Consider the following 17570-nt stretch of genomic DNA (forward strand, 5'->3'; position numbering starts at 1 on the left):
CGCGCGAATAGTCCCGAACCCTAATACCAAAAGGGAGACGCCATGTACCAGCAGACCTATAACCCGTTAGGCAATGCATTCCTTTCCACGCTCGTTGCCGCGATTCCGATCCTGACGCTGCTCTATTTCATTGCCTTGCACCGCCACCGCGACACCCAGGGCAACGTGCACCTGGGCATCTCCGCACCTTACGCGGCCTTTTTCGGCGTCATCGCCGCTTTCGCCGTGTCCTGTCTGGTCTTCAGGATGCCGGTCGTATCGGCCGTCTCGGCTTTCGCGCTCGGCTCGCTGTCGGGGTTTCTGGGCATCATCTGGATCGTGCTGGCGGCCATGTTCCTCTACACGATGAGCGTCGTGACGGGCAAATTCGAAATCGTCAAGGAATCGATTGTCCATATCTCGTTCGACCGGCGGTTGCAATGCGTGCTGATCGCCTTTTCGTTCGGCGCGATCATCGAAGGCACCTCGGGGTTCGGCACGCCGGTCGCCATCGCGGGCGCCGTGATGGTGGGCCTCGGCTTCAAGCCGTTTCAATCCGCCGTGCTGAACCTGCTCGCCAACACGGCCCCGGTCGCCTGGGGCGCGATCGGCACGCCGATCGTGACGTTGGCGGCCGTGAGCGGCCTCGATCAGGTCACGCTTTCCGCCATGGCGGGTCACCAGTTGCCGTTCGTCTCGATCTTCGTGCCCTTCTGGCTGGTCGCCACGTTCGTGAAGATGGAAGGCGGAACCTGGAAGGAAGTCTTCGAGGTCTGGCCGGCCATGTTATGCGCGGGCGGATCGTTCGCGCTGATGCAGTTCTTCGCGTCGGGAACCAACGCGCTCCACCTGATGACCGACGTGGTATCGGGCGTCTTTTCGGTGATCTGCACGGCGCTGTTCCTGCGCTTCATCTGGCATCCGAAGACGCGCTTTCTGCTGCGCTCCGAGCGTGAAGCACTCGCGCAAGCCGGCAAGACCACGGCCGCCGCAACCACCGATACGAGCGAATGGAAATACAAATACTCGGCCGCCGAAACCGCCTATGCGTGGATGCCGTGGGTGATTCTGATCGCCTGCTGCGCGCTCTGGGGCGTGCCGGAGTTCAAGAAATTCCTCAACAACCTGTTCGCGGGAATCACCTTCAGCACCACGCTGCTCGGCTCGAAGTTCAGCGGGTCGCTGTCGCTTCCCGTCTGGGACATGCCGGCGCTGCATAACCTCGTGCAGCGCATGCCGCCCGTCGCGCCCGTCAACGCGAAACCCGAAGCGGCCCGCTTCATGATCAACTGGCTGTCCGCCGCCGGCACGGGCGTGTTCGTGGCGGCGATCCTCTCCGGCCTCGTGCTCAGGCTGAACGCGGCGCAATGGAAAGATGCCTTCATGCAGACCATGCACCGGATGAAGATTCCGGTGCTGGTGATCGCTCAGGTGCTGGGCCTGGGATTCCTGACCCGCTACTCGGGCACCGACGCAGTCCTCGGTCTTGCGTTCACCAACGCGGGATTTCTCTACCCGTTCTTCGCGGCGTACCTGGGCTGGCTCGGGGTCTTCCTGACCGGTTCCGACACGGCGTCGAACGCGCTCTTCGGCAGCCTGCAGCGCATCACGGCGCAGCAACTGAACCTCAATCCGATCCTGATCGTCGCGACCAATTCGACCGGCGGCGTGATGGGCAAGATGATCGACGCTCAATCCATCATGGTGGCGTGCGCGGCCTGCTACGACGATCCGAAGGAGCGCTCGTTCGCGTTGGGGCCGATCTTCCGAACCGTGTTCTTTCATTCGATTGCCGGGGCCGCGGTGATCGGCCTGATCGCGATGCTGCAGGCGTATGTGTTCCCGTGGATGATTCCGATCGCGCCGCTTGCGAAGTGAGCATCTCCGAATGAACGGCGCGCACGGCCTCGACCTGCGCGCCGGTCGTCGAATCTTGCCGTGTGCCGTGGAGCGCGAGCCGCAGCGTATCGGTGGCGCCGGAGTCGCCCGTCCCGTCCTTGCTGATGCCGTTGTGCGTGTCACGGTCATATTTCGGCTACGCCTTTGTTGATTTTTCCCGACTGGCAATTGAAAAATCATCGCGGGCATTCGCATCGGCGACTAAAGCTCGCATTTGAAAATACTTTGGTTAATATGCGGGCACTCAACGAATAGCGAGCGCTAAACAAAACATGGAACAGTTGACCTTCGGGGCCTGCGTCAAGAAAGGATGGATCAGTTCGTGGCAAGCCGTCACGCAGATGCCGTGGCTGTTCGTCGGCGTTTGGGCGGTGTTCGCCTGCACTTCGCTGCTGATCGGCCAGCGGCCGTCGAACGCCGCGGGCGCTGTGGCCCCGGCCGCGCTACTCGGCCACGCGCTGCTTTCGCTGGGCTTTTTCGCGTTGCAGATGGTGGTGTCCAGCGTGCTGACGATCAAGGTGCATCGCTTCGTGCTGCTCGGCGAAGGCGCGAACCCGCTCATGCCGCTGAATGGCAAGCCGCTCGGCCGTTATCTGGCGGTGTGGCTCGCCAGCATGCTGATCGTGCTCGCGGCGATGGGGCTCACCTACACCGCCACGCGCGGGTTCAAGCTGGCGGGCCTCGTCTATCTGCCTGTGATCGCGATCTGTCTGTTCGTGTCTTTCCGGCTGATCCTGCTTTACCCGTCCATTGCGCTCGGCGGCCGCCTCACGCTGCGCGCCGCATGGCGCGACAGCCGCGGGCATGTCTGGAACATGTTCGGTGTCGGCGTCATCGCCTGTCTGCCGCTTATCGTCGTAGCCGTACTGGTGGGCATCGCCTTGGGCGTGTCCATGCCGAACGACTATTCGAGCAAGTCCCTCAGCGTTGTCGAGGCGCTGCTGAATGTATCGTTGGTCGTGTTGGTGGCGGCTTCGCTCTCCTGGCTCTACCGGCGTTACGCTCGCGAGTTGCTGGCGCACGTCGACACCGCGCCGCAGTAAATTGCATATTCGCGCATATTCGCGCGCATGCGCGTACCTTCGCGCCGCGCTCAAAACAGCTTGCCCGGATTCAGGATGCCGTGCGGGTCGAGCGCATGTTTAATCGCGGCCATCGCCGCCAGTTCCGTGGCTGAGCGCGAAATCGGCAGAAACTCGCGCTTGAGCAAGCCAATGCCATGTTCCGCCGACACCGATCCGTGCAGCGGACGCAGCATCTCGTAGACGAACGCATACACGGCGTGATGCTCGACGCCGGCAAGCGAATGGCCGTCGACGGTGACATGCAGATTCGAATCGCCGATATGCCCGAAGAAATACGCCACGTTGCCGGGCCATTGCCGATCGAGCGCCGCGCGGCAACGGTCGACGAACGCGCCGATCTCGCCGATCGGCAGGCTCACGTCGAAGTTGATCGCATCCAGCCGCACCGGAAACTCCGCGGTGCACTCGCGAATCGCCCACAGCGCGCGCGCATCGGCCACCGACTGCGCGATCACCGCGTCGCGGATCGCGCCGGCGTCGAGCGCGTCGGTCAGCGCGGCGGCGAAACGTTCGCCGTCGTCGCCTGAATCGAAGCCCGCATGTTCGATCAGCGCATAAAGCGGATGCGGGTCGGCGAACGGCGAGCGCGTGCCCGTGAGCTTCACGCCGAAATCGTAGAAGTCCGGCCACATGATCTCGAATGCGCCGATGTCGTTGCCGAAACGCGTCGACAGACGGCGCAGCAGGTTCACGGCGCCGTCGTACTCGTCGAGCGCGACCAGCGCCGTGTGACGCGCCGCGCGCCGCGGATGCAGCCGCAACACCGCGCGCGTGATGATGCCGAGCGTGCCTTCCGATCCGATGAACCAATGTTTCAGGTCGTAGCCGGTATTGTTCTTGACCATCTTGCCGAGCGAGGTCAGCACGTCGCCATTGGCGAGCACCACTTCCAGCCCGAGCACCTGATCGCGCGCGGTGCCCGACTGGATCACGCGGTTGCCGCCCGCGTTGGTCGCCAGATTGCCGCCGATCTGGCACGAGCCGCGCGCGCCGAGATCGAGCGCCAGTTCGAAGCCGGCTTCGGCGGCCGCTTCCTGCGCGGCTTGCAAGGTCGTGCCGGCGCGCACCGTGAGCGTGGCCGACGCGGCATCGACTTCCTCGACGCCGCTCAAGCGTTCGAGCGATAACGCGATATCCGTGGCGCGTGCAATCGCGCCGCCCGCGAGACCGGTCATGCCGCCTTGCGGCACCACCGGTTGATGCGCCGCATGGCAGATCGCCAACGCGCGCGAGACTTCTTCCGTGCCGCGCGGCAGCAGCAACGCGGCGGGGCGCGTCGGATCGTGGCGCGTCCAGTCGGTGAGCGCGCGTTCGCCGATCTCTGCGCCGACGCGCACCGCATCGTCACCGAGCGCGGCGCGCAGTGCATCGAGTGTCGCGGCAAGCGGCGCCGCGCTGTGCGTCCCGCTGTTTGTCCCGCTGTTTTCCCTGCTGTTATCCGTCATGCAGTGGTTCCTTGCGTTCCTTCGCGTGCCTGCTTCTTCCGATAACCCATCGAATCGTTGATGCGCCCGAGGATATAGTCGCCTGCCGCAACCGGCTGATACTTCAGGTCGGCCTCGCTCGTGCCGAGCTCGCGCGGATCGACCCGCGCGCCGTAGGTCGGATCGTAGAAGGTCGCGATCGAATAGCGCTCGCGCCCCGACGCATTGATCACGCGATGCAGCGTGGAGCGGAAGCGGTCGTTGGTCCAGCGCGCGAGCAGATCGCCGACGTTCACCACGAAGCTGCCTTCGATCGGCGGCGCATCCACCCAGGTGTCGTTGGCGATTTCACGCACCTGCAAGCCGCCCACCTGATCCTGCCAGAGCAACGTGATGCAGCCGTAGTCGGTATGCGGCGCGACACCGAACTGATCGGCATCCGATTGGGGCGGCTGCGGCGGATAGTAGACCATCTGCGTGCGCTGCATCCGCTTCGTATAACGCGGCGCGAAGAACTGTTCGTCGACGCCGAGACTCACCGCCACCGCGCGCAGCAGATCGGCGCCGCACGCCCCGACCGCTTCATAGTAGCCATACAGCGCGGGACGCAATTCCGGCATGAAGTCGGGCCAGTTGTTCGGGCCGCGCAGCGCCTGGCCGGCCAGCACGTCGGGATCGTCCTCCGGCAATTCGAGGCCGATGCTGAAGAACTCTTTATAGTCGGGACGCGTGGCCTGATACATGGTCGCGTCGCCGAGCGCATTGAAGCCGCGATGCCGATGATTGACCGCCGCGCGCCGCTTGGTCTCCACCGGAAACGCGAAGAACGTGCGCGCCGCCTGCGCGGCTGCGTCGATCGTCGCTTGCGGCACGCCGTGATTGACGATGTAGAAGAAGCCGATGGTCGTGCACGCTTCACGGATTTCCCGCGCGGCACGCTGCAAGGCCGGCGGATCGCCCGCGCGAACGCCGGCGAAATCGATGATCGGAATGCGGGTCACAGGCATCGCGTTGCTCCATGAAAGGCCGGTCGATTCGACTGCTCAATGCGCGGCGCGAACGGGGTGCCGCAAGAGGTGCCGCAAGTTCGCGCGCCTCGCGCATCCCAGTTGTATATACCGCCAAAAGCACACCCGCAAGTTGCTTCGCAGCGCTTCACGTAAGGGCTTTTCTCTACTCGCGCGTTTATTTGTTTCGCGCGAAAAACGCGGTATATACTGCCTCGCATGACTCGCGCCGTGCCCGTTCGCGGACCGCTTTCGCGCGACACCGCTTTGCCACCCGGAGAATCTCATGAGCATCCTTGCAGGCTGGAAGTGTCGTTTGGTCATGCTGGCGTTGTGCGCGGCAAGCGTCGCCGCCCACGCCGAAGACCAGCTCGCCAAAGTAAAGAAAGCCGGCGAACTGGTGGTCGGCACCGAGATGCAGTTCGCACCGTTCGACTTCCTCGAAAACGGCCAGCAAGCGGGCTTCAACAAGGATCTGTTCGCCGAGGTCGGCAAGGAACTGGGCGTGAAGGTGCGCTTCATCGACCTGCCGTGGCCGAGCGTGCTGCCGGGTCTGGAAGCGGGCAAGTTCGACATGGTGGGCGGACCGCTCACGGTCACGAAGGCGCGCATGGAGCGCTACACGTACACGCTGCCGATCGCGGACGCCACCGACGCGCTGCTCAAGCGCGCGAACGATGCTTCGGTCAAGCAGTCGTCGGACATCGCGGGCAAGACGGTCGGCGCGGGCAAGGGCTCGGCGCAACTCGATCAGTTGAAGAGCTACGTCGCCACCTTGCCGAAGCCGCCTGAAATCCGCGAATACGTCGACAACAATCAGGCTTACGCCGATCTCGCCGCCGGCCGGATCGCGGCGGTCGCGAACTCGATGACCAACATCGCGTATGTGGCGAAGCAACGTCCCGAAACGTTCGCCGTGGTGCAGCCGCCGTTCGGCGCGAAAGTGTACTTTGCTTACTGCCTGCGTAAAGACGCGGACAGCAAGCCGCTCGCCGACGCCTTCAACGCCGCGCTCGTGAAGATGCACAACGACGGGCGCCTCGCGACCTTGCAGAAGAAATGGTTCGGCGTCGCGATGGACGCACCCAGTACGATGCCCACGCCGAACTATTGACGGCTCCCGACCCATCGTTTCGATGCAGGCGATGCGCGCTTTTCAACAGGCCGCATCGCCCTCCCCGTTCCAGCGAGTGCGACGTTCATGTTCAGCACAACCGTCTTCGTCCAGGGCTTGCCGCTGCTGTTGCACGCGGCGCTCGCCACCATCGGCATTTCGCTGACGGGTCTGCTGATCGGTTTCTTCGTCGCGGTCGGCGTGTGTGCCGCGCGGCTTTCCACGAACCGCGCGGCGCGCATGTTCGGCGGCGCTTATGTGTTCTTCTTTCGCGGCGTGCCGATGCTGGTGCAACTGCTGCTGGTGTACTACCTGCTGCCGTTCGCGGGCATCAACGTGTCGCCGGTGGTGGCCGCGATCAGCGCCGTGTCGCTGTGTTCCGCGTCGTATATCGCCGAGATTCTGCGCGGCGGTTTTCTCAGCATTCCGCCGGGCCATCTGGAAGCGGCGCGGATGCTTGGGCTTTCGCCACTCGACATGCTGCGGCGCATTCTGGTGCCGCAAGCGTTTCGCTTGACGCTGCCCTCGCTCGTCAACGAAATGGTGTTGCTGATCAAGGCTTCGTCGCTGATTTCGGTGGTGGGCGTGGCCGAATTGACGCGCACCGCGCAGAACATCGCCGCCAGTACGTATCGGCCGCTGGAAGCGTATCTGGCCGCCGGGCTGATTTACTTCGTGATCTGCGGTGCGCTCGCGCTCATCGCGCACGCCGCCGAATACCGCTTGCAGCGAGCCTGAGCCCGAGATCGAAAGCAAACCATGCAAACGCTCGACCCCGCCGTCATCACGCACAACCTTCAGCCGATCGCCGCCGGCCTCGCGACCACGCTCGGCACGTGGGCCGCGGGCGTCGCGATCGGCATGCTGATCGGCTTCCTGATCGCCGTGCTGCAACTCTTTTGCGGACGCTGGGTGCGTGGCCTGCTGCGCCTGTATATCGAACTGTTTCGCGGCACGCCCTTTCTCGTGCAACTGTTTCTGCTTTACTACGGCGGACCGTCCTTCGGCCTCACGCTCGAACCGATGACGGCCGGCGTGCTCGGCTTGGGCCTCTACGGCAGCGCGTATTTCGCCGAAGCGTTCCGCTCCGGCTTTCAATCGGTGCCGCCCGGTCATCTGGAAGCGGCCGCGTGTCTCGGCCTCACGCGCTGGCAAGCCGTCCTGCGCATTCAGGTGCCGCAGATGCTCGTGCTGATCGTGCCCGCGCTGACCAATCTGATCATCGTACTGAGCAAGGAAACGGCGGTATTGTCGATCGTTACCGTGCCCGAACTCACGTTCGTGCTGACCGGCATCGGCTCGGCCACGTTTGCCTTCGTCGAAACCCTGCTGGTGCTGTGCGTGTGCTATCTCGCGCTGGTCGAACTCACGTCGCGCGCGGGCATGTGGGCCGAAAGCCGCATCGCACGCTTCATGGCATGAATGCAATCGGGACCATCTTATGAACGCCATCGCCGACATGCCCTCCTCCGCCTCCACCGCTGCCGCCGATACGTCGCGCGGCGCGCCGCTGATCGAAGTACGCGATCTGCGCAAGCGCTTCGGCGAAGTCGAGGTGCTGCGCGGCGTCGACCTGCGGATCGCCCGCTCGGAAGTGGTCTGCATCATCGGCCCGTCGGGGTCGGGCAAGAGCACGCTGCTGCGCTGCCTCGCCGCGCTCGAAACCTACGACCACGGCGAGGTGCGCATCGAAGGCGAACTGCTCGGTTACAGCGAGCGCAGCGGCAAGCGCGTGCGCGCCTCGCAGGGCGAGATCAATCGCGTGCGGCGCAACGTCGGCATGGTGTTTCAGCAGTTCAATCTGTGGCCGCACATGACGGCGCTCGGCAACGTGACGGAAGCGCTCCTGCGCGTGCGTCATCTTTCACGCGACGAAGCGCGCCGCCGCGCGAATGCGATGCTCGAAACGGTCGGCCTCGCGCATAAAGGCGATGCCTACCCCGCGAAACTCTCGGGCGGTCAGCAGCAACGCGTGGCGATTGCGCGAGCGCTGGCGATGGAGCCGCACATCATGCTGTTCGACGAGCCGACCTCCGCGCTCGATCCCGAACTGGTGGGCGAAGTATTGCAAGTGATGAAGCAGCTCGCGCGCGACGGCATGACGATGGCCGTGGTCACGCATGAAATGGGCTTTGCCGCGCAGGTCGCCGACAAGGTCATGTTCATCGATCAAGGCCGCATCGCCGTGCAAGGCAAGCCGCGCGAAGTCTTTCACGACGCCGGGCAGCCGCGCTTGCGGCAGTTCCTGCAAAACTACTTCGACCGCAACGCCTTCTGGACGCGCGGTCCCGATGACGTGGAGCCGCTATGAGCGCGCGCGAATTGGCACCCGCGCAAGCGTCACGCGGACGGTAGCGCGAGAACGCCGATGTCCTCCACCGTTCGCAGCCGAGCCCACGACAAGCCGCCGCCCGCCGCGTCGCCGAAAGCCACGGGCGCGACGGGAACCACGCGCGCCGCGCGATCCACGCGCCCCGCCGACGACGCGCCGGCCGCACGCTACGAACAGGTGAAACACCATATCCGCGCGATCATCGAATCGGGCGCGCGGCAAGCGGGCGACCGCCTGCCTTCCGAACTGGATCTGGTCGCGACGCTCGGCGTGTCGCGCATGACCGTGAATCGCGCGCTGCGCGAGCTGGCGGACGAAGGGCTCGTCACGCGCGTATCCGGCGTCGGCACCTTCGTCGCGCAAAGCAAGCCGCAATCGACGCTGCTGATGATCGCGCATATCGGCGACGAGATCCGCTCGCGCGGCCACGAGTACAGCTACGACACGCTGCTGTCGCAACGCGAAACGGCCTCGGTGATGGTATCGAATGCGCTGGGCCTCGCGCCGGGCGCCTCGGTGTTCCATGTGATTTGCGTGCACCGTGAGAACGGCTTGCCGGTGCAGTTGGAGGATCGCTATGTGAATCCCGCGACCGCGCCGGATTTTTTGCAGCAGGATTTTTCGACGATCAGGCCGTCGGAGTATCTGTTCGAGACCGTGCCGGCGCACGACGTCGAGCATGTGGTCGACGCGGGTCTGCCGACGCGCGCCGAAGCGGATCTGCTCGAAATCCGCGCTGAGGAACCGTGCCTCACGCTGATGCGCCGCACATGGACGAGCGGCGTGGCGGTGACGTTCGCGCGTTTCGTGCATCCGGGCTCGCGCTATCGGCTGGGCTGCCGGTTTTCGCCGGATATGTCGCAGCGTCAAGGTTGACGGCACGACATATCAACCCGCGCCAACCCGCGCTATACGTTCCCCGCCAGATGAAACCGCGACGCCGGGTGCCACAACTGCACCGAGGTCGCCACATCGTCGCCCACCCATGTGCGGCGCCATAGCTGCAAGCACGGCTCGCCGATATCCATCATCAGATGCCGCCGCACATAAGCGTCGGGTTTTTGCGCGTAGATGCGAAACTCCGCGCGCTGGATCGGCGCGAGCCGCACCATGTAGTGATTCGGCGTCTCGACGGTGAAGTCCTGCTGCAGGTAGTCGGGGAATACCTTCGGGTTGACGTAGCGGTCCTCGTACTGGATCGGCTCGCCTTCCTCGCTATGCACGATGCACGAGTGAAACGCCGGGCCGCTCGCGAGTCCGAGCGCTTCGAGCGCTTGCGGGTCGTCGCTCGGTTCGAGCGTGAGCACGCGGGCCGAATGACGATGACCGCGCGCGGCGATTTCGTCGGCGATATTGCGGATTTCCAGCACCGTCGATTCGTAGCGTTGCGGCGCGACGAAGGTGCCCGAGCCTTGCACGCGCGTGAGCACGCGTTCGGTCGTCAACTCGCGCAGCGCACGCGACACGGTCATGCGTGCAACGCCGAACTCCTTGACCAGCTCCGTTTCCGATGGAATCAGGCCGCCCGGCTTCCAGTCGCCTTCACTGATGCGCCTGATCACGTAGCGCTTGATCTGCTCGTAGGCGGGCATCGCCTTCGCGGGAGTCTCCGGGTTGCGATCGGGACCATCAGGGCGGTCCTGCGTGTCTGCGGTTTGCGCGTTTGTGTTTGTAATAGTGTTCACGTCGACCTCGTGGGTGGTACGCGGGTAGTACACGGTGTGTTTGGATTGTCCACTTTCGCCGGTTCGCAGGCGGGTAGCCCGCTCACCGGATGTCTGCATCACGCCTCGCGGGCGACGGTTGGCCCGTGGTTGAGCGCGTTCATGGTTGGAGCCGCGGTTGCGTCATTGGCCGCGCCATGCGCGCTTGCGTCGAGCTTGCCTGTATCCGGCACACTCGCCACGTTCGCCACGTTCGCCACGTTCGCCACGTTCGCCAGCACAGCAAGCTCCGGGCCGCGCCCGGAGGTAACCGGCCGGGGCCCAATGTTACCCGGGTTCGGCAGCGGCGGCGGCGCCTCGTCGGCGATCATGCGAAACGCAATGCTCATGTCGTCCGCGAGCGGCCGGTCGTCGCGATAGGTGGACACGACGCGGCGCACGCGTTGCCACAGCGCGTCGGTATGCGGCGCGCGCGGCGCGTCCACGCGTTGCAGATCGTAGGCCTGCGCCGCCGCCAGCAACTCGATCGCGACGATGCGCCCGGCGTTGTCGACGATCTCCAGCGCCTTGAGCGCGGCGGGCGTGGCATGGCACAGGTGGTCTTCCTGCAAGCCGGACGTGATGCCGCCGTCGAGACTCGCGGGCATCGCGAGACGCCGGTTCTGCGCGACCAGCGAGGCCGCCGTGTACTGCGCGATCATGAAGCCGGAACAGGTGCCGCCAGGCTCGGCGAGAAAAGCCGGCAAGCCGCTGACGAGCGGATTGACCAGACGGTCGAGACGCCGCTCGGCCATCGCGGCGACTTGCGCGATCGCGGTGGCGAGGCTGTCCATCGCGAGTGCGATCGACGCGCCCACCGCATGCGCCTGCGAATAGACGCGAGGATCCTCGGGCGTGCCGGCGACGATCGGGTTATCGGTAATCGACGCGAGTTCGCGATCGACCACGACCGCGGTCGCGGCCAGCACGTCGCGGGCCGCGCCGTGCACGTGCGGAATGGTCCGCATGCTCAGCGGGTCCTGCGTGCGATGACCGACCACCGCCGCGAGAATGCCGCTGTCGGCGAGCGCCGCGCGCATGCGTTCGCCGACCAGGTTCAGCCCCGGAGAAATGCGCAGTGCGAGCGAATCCTCGGCGAAAGCCGCGAGTTGGCCGCGCAAGTTCTCGAAGCTCATCGCGGCGACCATGTCGGTCCAGTCGAGCAAACGCGCGGCGCGCGCGAGCGCCAACGCCGCGAGGCCGGTCACGCACGGCGTGCCGTTGATCAGGCTCAGCCCTTCCTTCGCTTCGAGCACGAGCGGTTCGAGGCCGAGCCGTTGCAGCGCGTCGCGCCCCTTGAGCCGCTCGCCGCGATGACGTACATGGCCTTCGCCGATACACACCAGCGCGATATGCGCCATATGGCTCAGATAGCCGACGGAACCGAATGCCGGCACCTCCGGCAAACAATCCGCGTTGAGCAAGGCGACCAATCGATCGGCGACTTCCAGGCGGATGCCGGAATGCCCGTGCGCGAAGTTGTTGACGGCCGCGGCCATGATCGCGCGCGTCTCGGCGACACCGAGCGGCGCGCCGACGCCGACCGCGTGGCTCATCAGAATGTTGCGCGACAGCGTGCGCTGTTCGCTCGGCGACACGATCACGTCGCACAACGCGCCCACGCCGGTGTTCACGCCATAGGCGCGAATCCCGCGCTCGACGATCTGTTCGACGAGCACGCGCGCCGCCGCGATGCGCGCGCGGGCGTCGCCGGAAAGTTCGAGCGGCTCGCCGGCGGCGATGGCCGCCACCTGAGCCCAGTCGAGAGGACGATCGGAACGGATCACGGCCATGATGGTGCTCTGCGCGGTAAGGTAGCCAAGTGCTGCGGATCAGTTGGTGGTGCGGTCCTGATGACTCGACACGAATTGCCGGAAGCGGTCCGACTTGCATTCGACAAAGACTTCGTCGGGCGTGCCGTCGGCTTCCACCTGGCCTTGATGCAGGAACATCACGCGATTCGACACGTGCCGCGCGAAACCCATTTCATGCGTGACGACCAGCATGGTGCGGCCTTCCTCGGCGAGCGAGCGCATCACGCGCAGCACTTCGCCCACCAGTTCGGGATCGAGCGCGGAGGTCGGCTCGTCGAACAGCATCACTTTCGGATGCATCGCCAACGCGCGCGCGATCGCCACGCGCTGCTGCTGCCCACCCGACAGATGCGCCGGATAGTGGCCGCGCTTTTCCGCGAGGCCGACTTTCGCGAGCAGCGCCTCGGCTTCTTCCACTGACTCGGCGCGGCTGCGTTTTTGCACGCGCATCGGGCCTTCGATCAGATTTTCCAGCACCGTCATATGCGACCAGAGATTGAAGTTCTGGAACACCATGCCGAGTTGCGAGCGCACCCGGTCGACTTGGCGGCGATCGCTCGGTTGCAATTTGCCGTCGCCGCGGCGCTTCATTTTCAGTTCCTCGCCGGCGAGCGCGACCGAGCCCTCGTCGGGCGTTTCGAGCAGATTCAGGCAGCGCAGAAACGTGCTCTTGCCCGAGCCGCTCGCGCCGAGAATCGAAATCACGTCGCCTTGATGGGCGTCGAGCGAAATGCCCTTGAGTACGTGATGGTCGCCGAACGACTTGTGAATGTTCTTGACCGAGAGTGCAACGGGTGCCGTAGCGTTCATGGGATTCTCCAGATTCATCCGGGATGGGCGGCCGTTCAGGGCGCGGCGCGGCGTGCTTCGGCGGTGGCTGAAACCGGCCGGCTCGGCGCGGCCTGCGCGGGCGCGGCGCGCAGATGGCGCGACAGACGCGTCTCGAGGTAGCCGAGCAGACGCACGATGACGAAGTTCAGGAACAGATAGATCAGCGCCGCGCAGATGAATACTTCGGTCGTGCGATAGCTTTGCTGAATGATCTGCTGCGCGACGCCGGTCACTTCCCACACGGTGACGAGGCTCGCGAGCGCGGTGGATTTGACGAGCAGCACCGCTTCGGTCGAATACGCGGGCAGGCACTGGCGCAGCGCAATCGGACCGATCACGCGGCGCAGCAGCGCGAAGCCCGACAGGCCGATCGAATAACCCGCTTCGATCTGGCCGACCGGCACGGCCATCAAGCCGCCGCGAATGATTTCCGCCGTATAGCCGGCCGTGCACAACGCCAGCGATAAAACCGCGCACAGGTACGGCTCGCGCAGCACCGGCCACAGGAAGCTCTCGCGAATCACGCCGAACTGACCCATGCCGTAGTAGACGAGGAACATCTGGATCAGCAGCGGCGAGCCGCGGAACACCAGGATATAAGCGCGTGCGAAGCGGTTCGGCAGCCAATGCGGCGATACGCGCATCGTGACGATCACGAGCGAAAGCAAGCCGCCGAGAATCAGCGAGCAGAAGAACAGGCCGAGCGTGGTCGGCACCGCCACCAGCAGTTGCCGCAGCGTATCGAGAAGGAAGTCGAAGTCGAAATGCATGATGTCCGTCCTCGTCAGTTGCGCGCGAAGTTGCGCTTGAAGGACCGGCCCACGCGTGCTTCGGCGCGGTTGAAAATGCGGTTCGAGATGCCGGTCATCAGCAGATACAGCGCGCCGCCCACCACGAAGAACGTGAAGTATTGATGCGTGGAACTCGCCGCCACCTGGCTCGTGCGCAGCAATTCGGCGAGCCCCGTGACGGAGATCAGCGCCGAATCCTTCAGGCTCAATTGCCACACGTTGCCGATGCCGGGCAGCGCGAAACGCAGCACTTGCGGAATCAGAATGCGGCGCGCCATGGTGAGCGTGGGCATGCCGATCGAGCGCGCGGCTTCGAGTTCGCCGCGCGAGACCGCGAGCACCGCCGAGCGGTACACCTCGGCCTGATACGCGCCGGAAATCATGCCGACCGCGAGCGCGCCGATCACGAACGGCGGCACGCCGACAAAACCCTCGGCGCCGAACCATTGGCCGACAGTCGTGACGAGCGTGGAGCCGCCGAAATAGAACAGATAGATGACGAGCAGTTCAGGCACGCCGCGAAACACCATGGTGTAGATGTCGCCGATCACGCGCAGCGTGCGAAACCGCGACAGCTTGGCCGCCGCCACCAGCGCGCCGAACACCGCGCCGACCCCGAGCGCCGCCAGCGTGAGCGCGACCGTCATCAACGCCGCGAGCAGCAACACGCCGCCCCAGCCCTCCGGCCCGAAGCCGAGCATCTCTATCAGCGCCATTCCCTACCCCTCAGCCGTTACGGCGGATCGAACCAGCGAGGCGCGGCCTGTCGATGCCGCGCCCGCCTCTACCTATGAACGTTCAGCGAATCAAGGCGTGACGTCGGTCTTGAACCACTTGGCGGAAAGCTTCTTGACGGTGCCGTCGGCGAGCGCGGCGCTGATCGCGGTGTCGAACTTCGCTTTCAGATCGGCGTCCTGCTTGCGGAATGCGAGACCTTCGCCCGGACCCCAGATCGGGCCGCCGATCTTCGGGTCGGCCATCAGGATCGACGCGGTTTCCTTCTTGTCGATGTTGGCGGCGTAGTAGGTCACGTCGTCGAACGACGCGTCGATGCGGCCGTTCGCCAGATCCAGATCGCGCTCGGGCGAGGTCTTGTAGACGCGGATCGTGGCGATGTCCTTGAAGCCTTCGTTGATGAACCTGGTGTAGACCGTGCCCGACTGGATGCCGATGGTCTTGCCCTTCAACTGCTTGCGCAACGCGTCGACGGTGGGTTGATCGGTCTTGGGATCGCCCGTCAGCTTGACGACGCCCGCGGTGGGCGCGGCCTTGGCGAGCACTTTCGCGTCCGTCACGGCGAAGGTGGCGGGCGTGGCGGCATACGGCTTCGAGAACGCGATGACTTTTTCACGCTCGGGCGTAATCGAGATCGCGTCCATCAACACGTCGAACTTGCCGGCTTGCAGACCGGGGATCATGCCGTCCCAGTCTTGCGCCACGAGATTGCATTGCAGCTTGATGCGCTCGCAGAGATTCGCGACCAGTTCGGGTTCGAAGCCGCCCAGCTTGCCGCCCGGCAACGTGAGGTTCCACGGCGCATAGCCGCCTTCGAGCGCGATGGTCACCGTCTTCCAGTCCTTGGCGTGGGCCGGTGCCGCGAAAATCGTCGCGGCGCCGAGAACGGCGCCCATCAATGCTTTTGCTAACGTCGTGCGCTTCACTTTCACGTCGAAACTCCTTTGATTGAGGAAACCGTCGAACTGGATGTTTAACCGCTGCTTAATTTGTATAGACAAGTCTGCATGAGTCAAAAAACCGTCGCAAGAGAATTTGCGTGGAATCGCCGGAATCATCGGGTAAGCCCCTAGAAAGCGCGGCGTTACAAGGCTTTACGGGGAGTGACGAGTCAATGATGAGCAGAGAACGCATGCGCTTGCATGCGTCAGCGCGGTGCGCTTTGTCTAGACAGGTTGGTGCACGAGGAGCAGATGCGCGCAAGAATGGCGCACGGCCGCGTTACCAGATGAAGGGCACGAAACGGTAGCGCACGCGTGCGGTGTAGTCGGCGTAGCCGTCGAGTTGCTCGGCCAGCATGCGCTCCTCGCGCACCGCGCGCCAGCCGAGTCCGATCGCCATGACCGGCGCCACGGCGAGCCCCCACCATGAGCCGAGCAGCAACGGCGTGCCGATGAAAAACAGCAGCGCGGCCGAATACATCGGATGACGGACATACGCGTAAGGACCGCTGTCGATCACCTTATGGCCGCGGCTCGCCTGGATCTTCACGACCGGCGCGGCAAAGCTGTTCGCACGGAATACGAAGCGGCACATGAAGATGCAAAGGAACACGCACAACGAACCGAGACTGACCAGCGCCACCGGCAACGGCGCCGACCAGTGAAAGCGCATGGCGTCGAGCCCCATCAGGATCAGCCAGCCGAACCACGCCACGCCGGCGCTCGTCACAAAGAGACGATCCCAGCGGCTTTGCTGCGGCTGCGCGAACACGGACATGCGCTCGGCGAGCAAGCCGGGATCGTGACGCGCGAGCCACAGTCCGATCCACAGGCTCAGCACGCCCATCTCGATCAGATACCACCATGCGGCCGGCCACGCGAAAGTGCCGGCCGCGCCGAACAACAGCACGCCCATGAACACCAGCCAGGCCGCTGTGTGGAGAATCAGGCGCTTGATCATGGCGATGCCCGGCTCGTTACGCGCTGTTGGCCGGGGTACGCACGCGGCCGAATATTTCGCCGATGTCGATGCCGCCGGTATTCAGGCCGAAGCGATCGCGCAGACAAGCGGCGAGTTCGTCCGCGCTCGCGAGTTGCCGTTCGCTGACGATCTGGCCGTCCGGGGCGCGTTCGTTCAGTAGATCGTTGAGCAGCGTGAGCCGCGCTTCGGGCAATACGCGGCACACGATCAGGTTGCTCGCGAAGATCGAATCCGGCGCCGTGGACGTGTACCAGTTCGAGGTCTCGTAGTCGATCCACTCGACCGGCTGCAGGTCGAAACGATAAACGCGCGACCAGCTCTCGTCGCGCGTCAGCACTTCGAGGTATAGCGAACCATGCGCCGCGTCGGCGAGGCGAAACGTGCCCAGCGGCGTGGGCTGCGCGAGGCCCGCGTTCAGACGCAGCGGTGCGGTGAGCGTGACGCTGCCGAAGCCGACGTCGGCGATCCACGCTTCGTTGCCGATGTCGATGCGCAAGACCATGTGCGTGCGCGGGGGAATCACGCCGGGCTCGCGCCCCCAGAGCACTCTGCCCAGCAGCGGCGTGACCTTGAAGCCCAACTGCGTCAGCACGTTTGCCAGCAGCGCGTTCTGTTCGAAGCAGTAGCCGCCGCGGCGCTCGGTGACGAGTTTGTTCTCGATCGACGCGAGGTCGAGTTTCACCGCGCGGCGCGTGAGCGGGTTCAGGTTCTCGAAGGGGATCGCTCGCGGATGCAGCGTGTGGATGTCCCGCAGCACTTCCAGCGTTGCCGCGCGCGGGCCTCGATAACCTATGCGGGCGAAGTAGTTTTCCAGATTCACTGTGTCTGACATCGGCGTGGTCCCGGTAGGGTTTGGCGTGTTGGGCATGGGTGAATCGTGCGTGGGCCGGATGCGGCCTCGCGGCTTCGGGTGATGATCATAGCCGTTTTTTC

At 64.6% G+C, this 17570-nt stretch carries 17 protein-coding genes; 7 read left to right on the forward strand and 10 right to left on the reverse strand.

Annotated features, from left to right (window positions below; translation table 11 throughout):
* Positions 1-42 precede the first annotated feature (42 nt).
* Positions 43-1857 carry an L-lactate permease gene (locus tag ACTJLC_RS20505; RefSeq protein ID WP_073430875.1) on the forward strand — a complete coding sequence of 605 codons (1815 nt, stop codon included), beginning with the start codon at positions 43-45 and terminating at the stop codon, positions 1855-1857.
* Positions 1858-2150: 293 nt separating this feature from the next.
* Positions 2151-2921, forward strand: coding sequence for a hypothetical protein (locus tag ACTJLC_RS20510; RefSeq protein WP_310132888.1), 771 nt, complete (start codon positions 2151-2153; stop codon positions 2919-2921).
* 50 nt (positions 2922-2971) lie between these two features.
* Here ACTJLC_RS20510 and ACTJLC_RS20515 read toward each other — a convergent pair whose 3' ends face one another.
* Positions 2972-4408 (reverse strand): FAD-binding oxidoreductase, encoded by a 1437-nt coding sequence (locus tag ACTJLC_RS20515; RefSeq protein WP_310132890.1) that lies wholly within the window; start codon positions 4406-4408, stop codon positions 2972-2974.
* A complete protein-coding gene (locus ACTJLC_RS20520) occupies positions 4405-5394 on the reverse strand; it encodes an isopenicillin N synthase family dioxygenase (RefSeq protein ID WP_310132891.1) in 990 nt (329 codons plus the stop codon). Before ACTJLC_RS20520 ends, ACTJLC_RS20515 begins: the two co-directional genes overlap by 4 nt.
* Positions 5395-5680: 286 nt before the next feature.
* Here ACTJLC_RS20520 and ACTJLC_RS20525 point away from each other — a divergent pair, with 286 nt between their 5' ends.
* From ACTJLC_RS20525 to hutC (ACTJLC_RS20545), 5 genes are all read left to right on the forward strand, one after another.
* The gene (locus ACTJLC_RS20525; RefSeq protein ID WP_073431903.1) at positions 5681-6508 is read left to right on the forward strand and encodes a transporter substrate-binding domain-containing protein; all 828 of its coding nucleotides are present in this window, start codon (positions 5681-5683) and stop codon (positions 6506-6508) included.
* Positions 6509-6595: 87 nt separating this feature from the next.
* On the forward strand, positions 6596-7246 hold the full coding sequence (locus tag ACTJLC_RS20530; RefSeq protein WP_310132893.1) for an amino acid ABC transporter permease: 651 nt from the start codon (positions 6596-6598) through the stop codon (positions 7244-7246).
* 21 nt (positions 7247-7267) lie between these two features.
* Positions 7268-7930: an amino acid ABC transporter permease gene (locus ACTJLC_RS20535; protein WP_310132895.1), complete on the forward strand. Its 663-nt coding sequence runs from the start codon at positions 7268-7270 to the stop codon at positions 7928-7930.
* Between the two features lie 19 nt (positions 7931-7949).
* Positions 7950-8819, forward strand: coding sequence for an amino acid ABC transporter ATP-binding protein (locus tag ACTJLC_RS20540; RefSeq protein ID WP_310132898.1), 870 nt, complete (start codon positions 7950-7952; stop codon positions 8817-8819).
* 57 nt (positions 8820-8876) lie between these two features.
* Positions 8877-9716 carry a histidine utilization repressor gene (gene hutC / locus ACTJLC_RS20545; protein ID WP_310120099.1) on the forward strand — a complete coding sequence of 280 codons (840 nt, stop codon included), beginning with the start codon at positions 8877-8879 and terminating at the stop codon, positions 9714-9716.
* A 32-nt stretch (positions 9717-9748) separates the two neighbouring features.
* On the opposite strand, the gene hutC (ACTJLC_RS20550) is transcribed toward hutC (ACTJLC_RS20545), so the two are convergent.
* From hutC (ACTJLC_RS20550) to ACTJLC_RS20585, 8 genes are all read right to left on the reverse strand, one after another.
* Positions 9749-10432, reverse strand: coding sequence for a histidine utilization repressor (hutC, locus tag ACTJLC_RS20550; RefSeq protein ID WP_310132956.1), 684 nt, complete (start codon positions 10430-10432; stop codon positions 9749-9751).
* A gap of 191 nt (positions 10433-10623) precedes the next feature.
* Complete coding sequence (locus ACTJLC_RS20555) at positions 10624-12336, reverse strand: HAL/PAL/TAL family ammonia-lyase (RefSeq protein WP_310317480.1); 1713 nt, start codon at positions 12334-12336, stop codon at positions 10624-10626.
* Between the two features lie 39 nt (positions 12337-12375).
* Positions 12376-13167, reverse strand: a complete 792-nt coding sequence (locus tag ACTJLC_RS20560) for an ABC transporter ATP-binding protein (RefSeq protein ID WP_073431910.1) — start codon at positions 13165-13167, stop codon at positions 12376-12378.
* A gap of 35 nt (positions 13168-13202) precedes the next feature.
* Entirely contained in the window at positions 13203-13958 is a 756-nt protein-coding gene (locus ACTJLC_RS20565) for an ABC transporter permease (protein WP_114163656.1), read from the reverse strand.
* A gap of 14 nt (positions 13959-13972) precedes the next feature.
* Positions 13973-14695: an ABC transporter permease gene (locus tag ACTJLC_RS20570; RefSeq protein WP_310317483.1), complete on the reverse strand. Its 723-nt coding sequence runs from the start codon at positions 14693-14695 to the stop codon at positions 13973-13975.
* Positions 14696-14785: 90 nt separating this feature from the next.
* On the reverse strand, positions 14786-15610 hold the full coding sequence (locus ACTJLC_RS20575; RefSeq protein ID WP_440844994.1) for a transporter substrate-binding domain-containing protein: 825 nt from the start codon (positions 15608-15610) through the stop codon (positions 14786-14788).
* A 325-nt stretch (positions 15611-15935) separates the two neighbouring features.
* Positions 15936-16616, reverse strand: coding sequence for a methyltransferase family protein (locus tag ACTJLC_RS20580; protein ID WP_073431914.1), 681 nt, complete (start codon positions 16614-16616; stop codon positions 15936-15938).
* A gap of 16 nt (positions 16617-16632) precedes the next feature.
* Positions 16633-17469: an arylamine N-acetyltransferase family protein gene (locus ACTJLC_RS20585; RefSeq protein WP_073431915.1), complete on the reverse strand. Its 837-nt coding sequence runs from the start codon at positions 17467-17469 to the stop codon at positions 16633-16635.
* Between the last annotated feature and the right edge of the window lie 101 nt (positions 17470-17570).

This window comes from Paraburkholderia sp. 22099 (genome assembly GCF_052045835.1).
In the GTDB taxonomy this organism is placed as follows: Bacteria; Pseudomonadota; Gammaproteobacteria; order Burkholderiales; family Burkholderiaceae; genus Paraburkholderia; species Paraburkholderia terricola.

Excerpts from the sequence above, each read along its gene's own strand:
- ACTJLC_RS20505 (WP_073430875.1), top strand. The coding sequence starts at position 43 with ATGTACCAGCAGACCTATAACCCGTTAGGCAATGCATTCCTTTCCACG.
- ACTJLC_RS20510 (WP_310132888.1), top strand. The coding sequence starts at position 2,151 with ATGGAACAGTTGACCTTCGGGGCCTGCGTCAAGAAAGGATGGATCAGT.
- ACTJLC_RS20515 (WP_310132890.1), bottom strand. The coding sequence starts at position 4,408 with ATGACGGATAACAGCAGGGAAAACAGCGGGACAAACAGCGGGACGCAC.
- ACTJLC_RS20520 (WP_310132891.1), bottom strand. The coding sequence starts at position 5,394 with ATGCCTGTGACCCGCATTCCGATCATCGATTTCGCCGGCGTTCGCGCG.
- ACTJLC_RS20525 (WP_073431903.1), top strand. The coding sequence starts at position 5,681 with ATGAGCATCCTTGCAGGCTGGAAGTGTCGTTTGGTCATGCTGGCGTTG.
- ACTJLC_RS20530 (WP_310132893.1), top strand. The coding sequence starts at position 6,596 with ATGTTCAGCACAACCGTCTTCGTCCAGGGCTTGCCGCTGCTGTTGCAC.
- ACTJLC_RS20535 (WP_310132895.1), top strand. The coding sequence starts at position 7,268 with ATGCAAACGCTCGACCCCGCCGTCATCACGCACAACCTTCAGCCGATC.
- ACTJLC_RS20540 (WP_310132898.1), top strand. The coding sequence starts at position 7,950 with ATGAACGCCATCGCCGACATGCCCTCCTCCGCCTCCACCGCTGCCGCC.
- hutC (WP_310120099.1), top strand. The coding sequence starts at position 8,877 with ATGTCCTCCACCGTTCGCAGCCGAGCCCACGACAAGCCGCCGCCCGCC.
- hutC (WP_310132956.1), bottom strand. The coding sequence starts at position 10,432 with ATGCCCGCCTACGAGCAGATCAAGCGCTACGTGATCAGGCGCATCAGT.
- ACTJLC_RS20555 (WP_310317480.1), bottom strand. The coding sequence starts at position 12,336 with ATGGCCGTGATCCGTTCCGATCGTCCTCTCGACTGGGCTCAGGTGGCG.
- ACTJLC_RS20560 (WP_073431910.1), bottom strand. The coding sequence starts at position 13,167 with ATGAACGCTACGGCACCCGTTGCACTCTCGGTCAAGAACATTCACAAG.
- ACTJLC_RS20565 (WP_114163656.1), bottom strand. The coding sequence starts at position 13,958 with ATGCATTTCGACTTCGACTTCCTTCTCGATACGCTGCGGCAACTGCTG.
- ACTJLC_RS20570 (WP_310317483.1), bottom strand. The coding sequence starts at position 14,695 with ATGGCGCTGATAGAGATGCTCGGCTTCGGGCCGGAGGGCTGGGGCGGC.
- ACTJLC_RS20575 (WP_440844994.1), bottom strand. The coding sequence starts at position 15,610 with ATGGGCGCCGTTCTCGGCGCCGCGACGATTTTCGCGGCACCGGCCCAC.
- ACTJLC_RS20580 (WP_073431914.1), bottom strand. The coding sequence starts at position 16,616 with ATGATCAAGCGCCTGATTCTCCACACAGCGGCCTGGCTGGTGTTCATG.
- ACTJLC_RS20585 (WP_073431915.1), bottom strand. The coding sequence starts at position 17,469 with ATGTCAGACACAGTGAATCTGGAAAACTACTTCGCCCGCATAGGTTAT.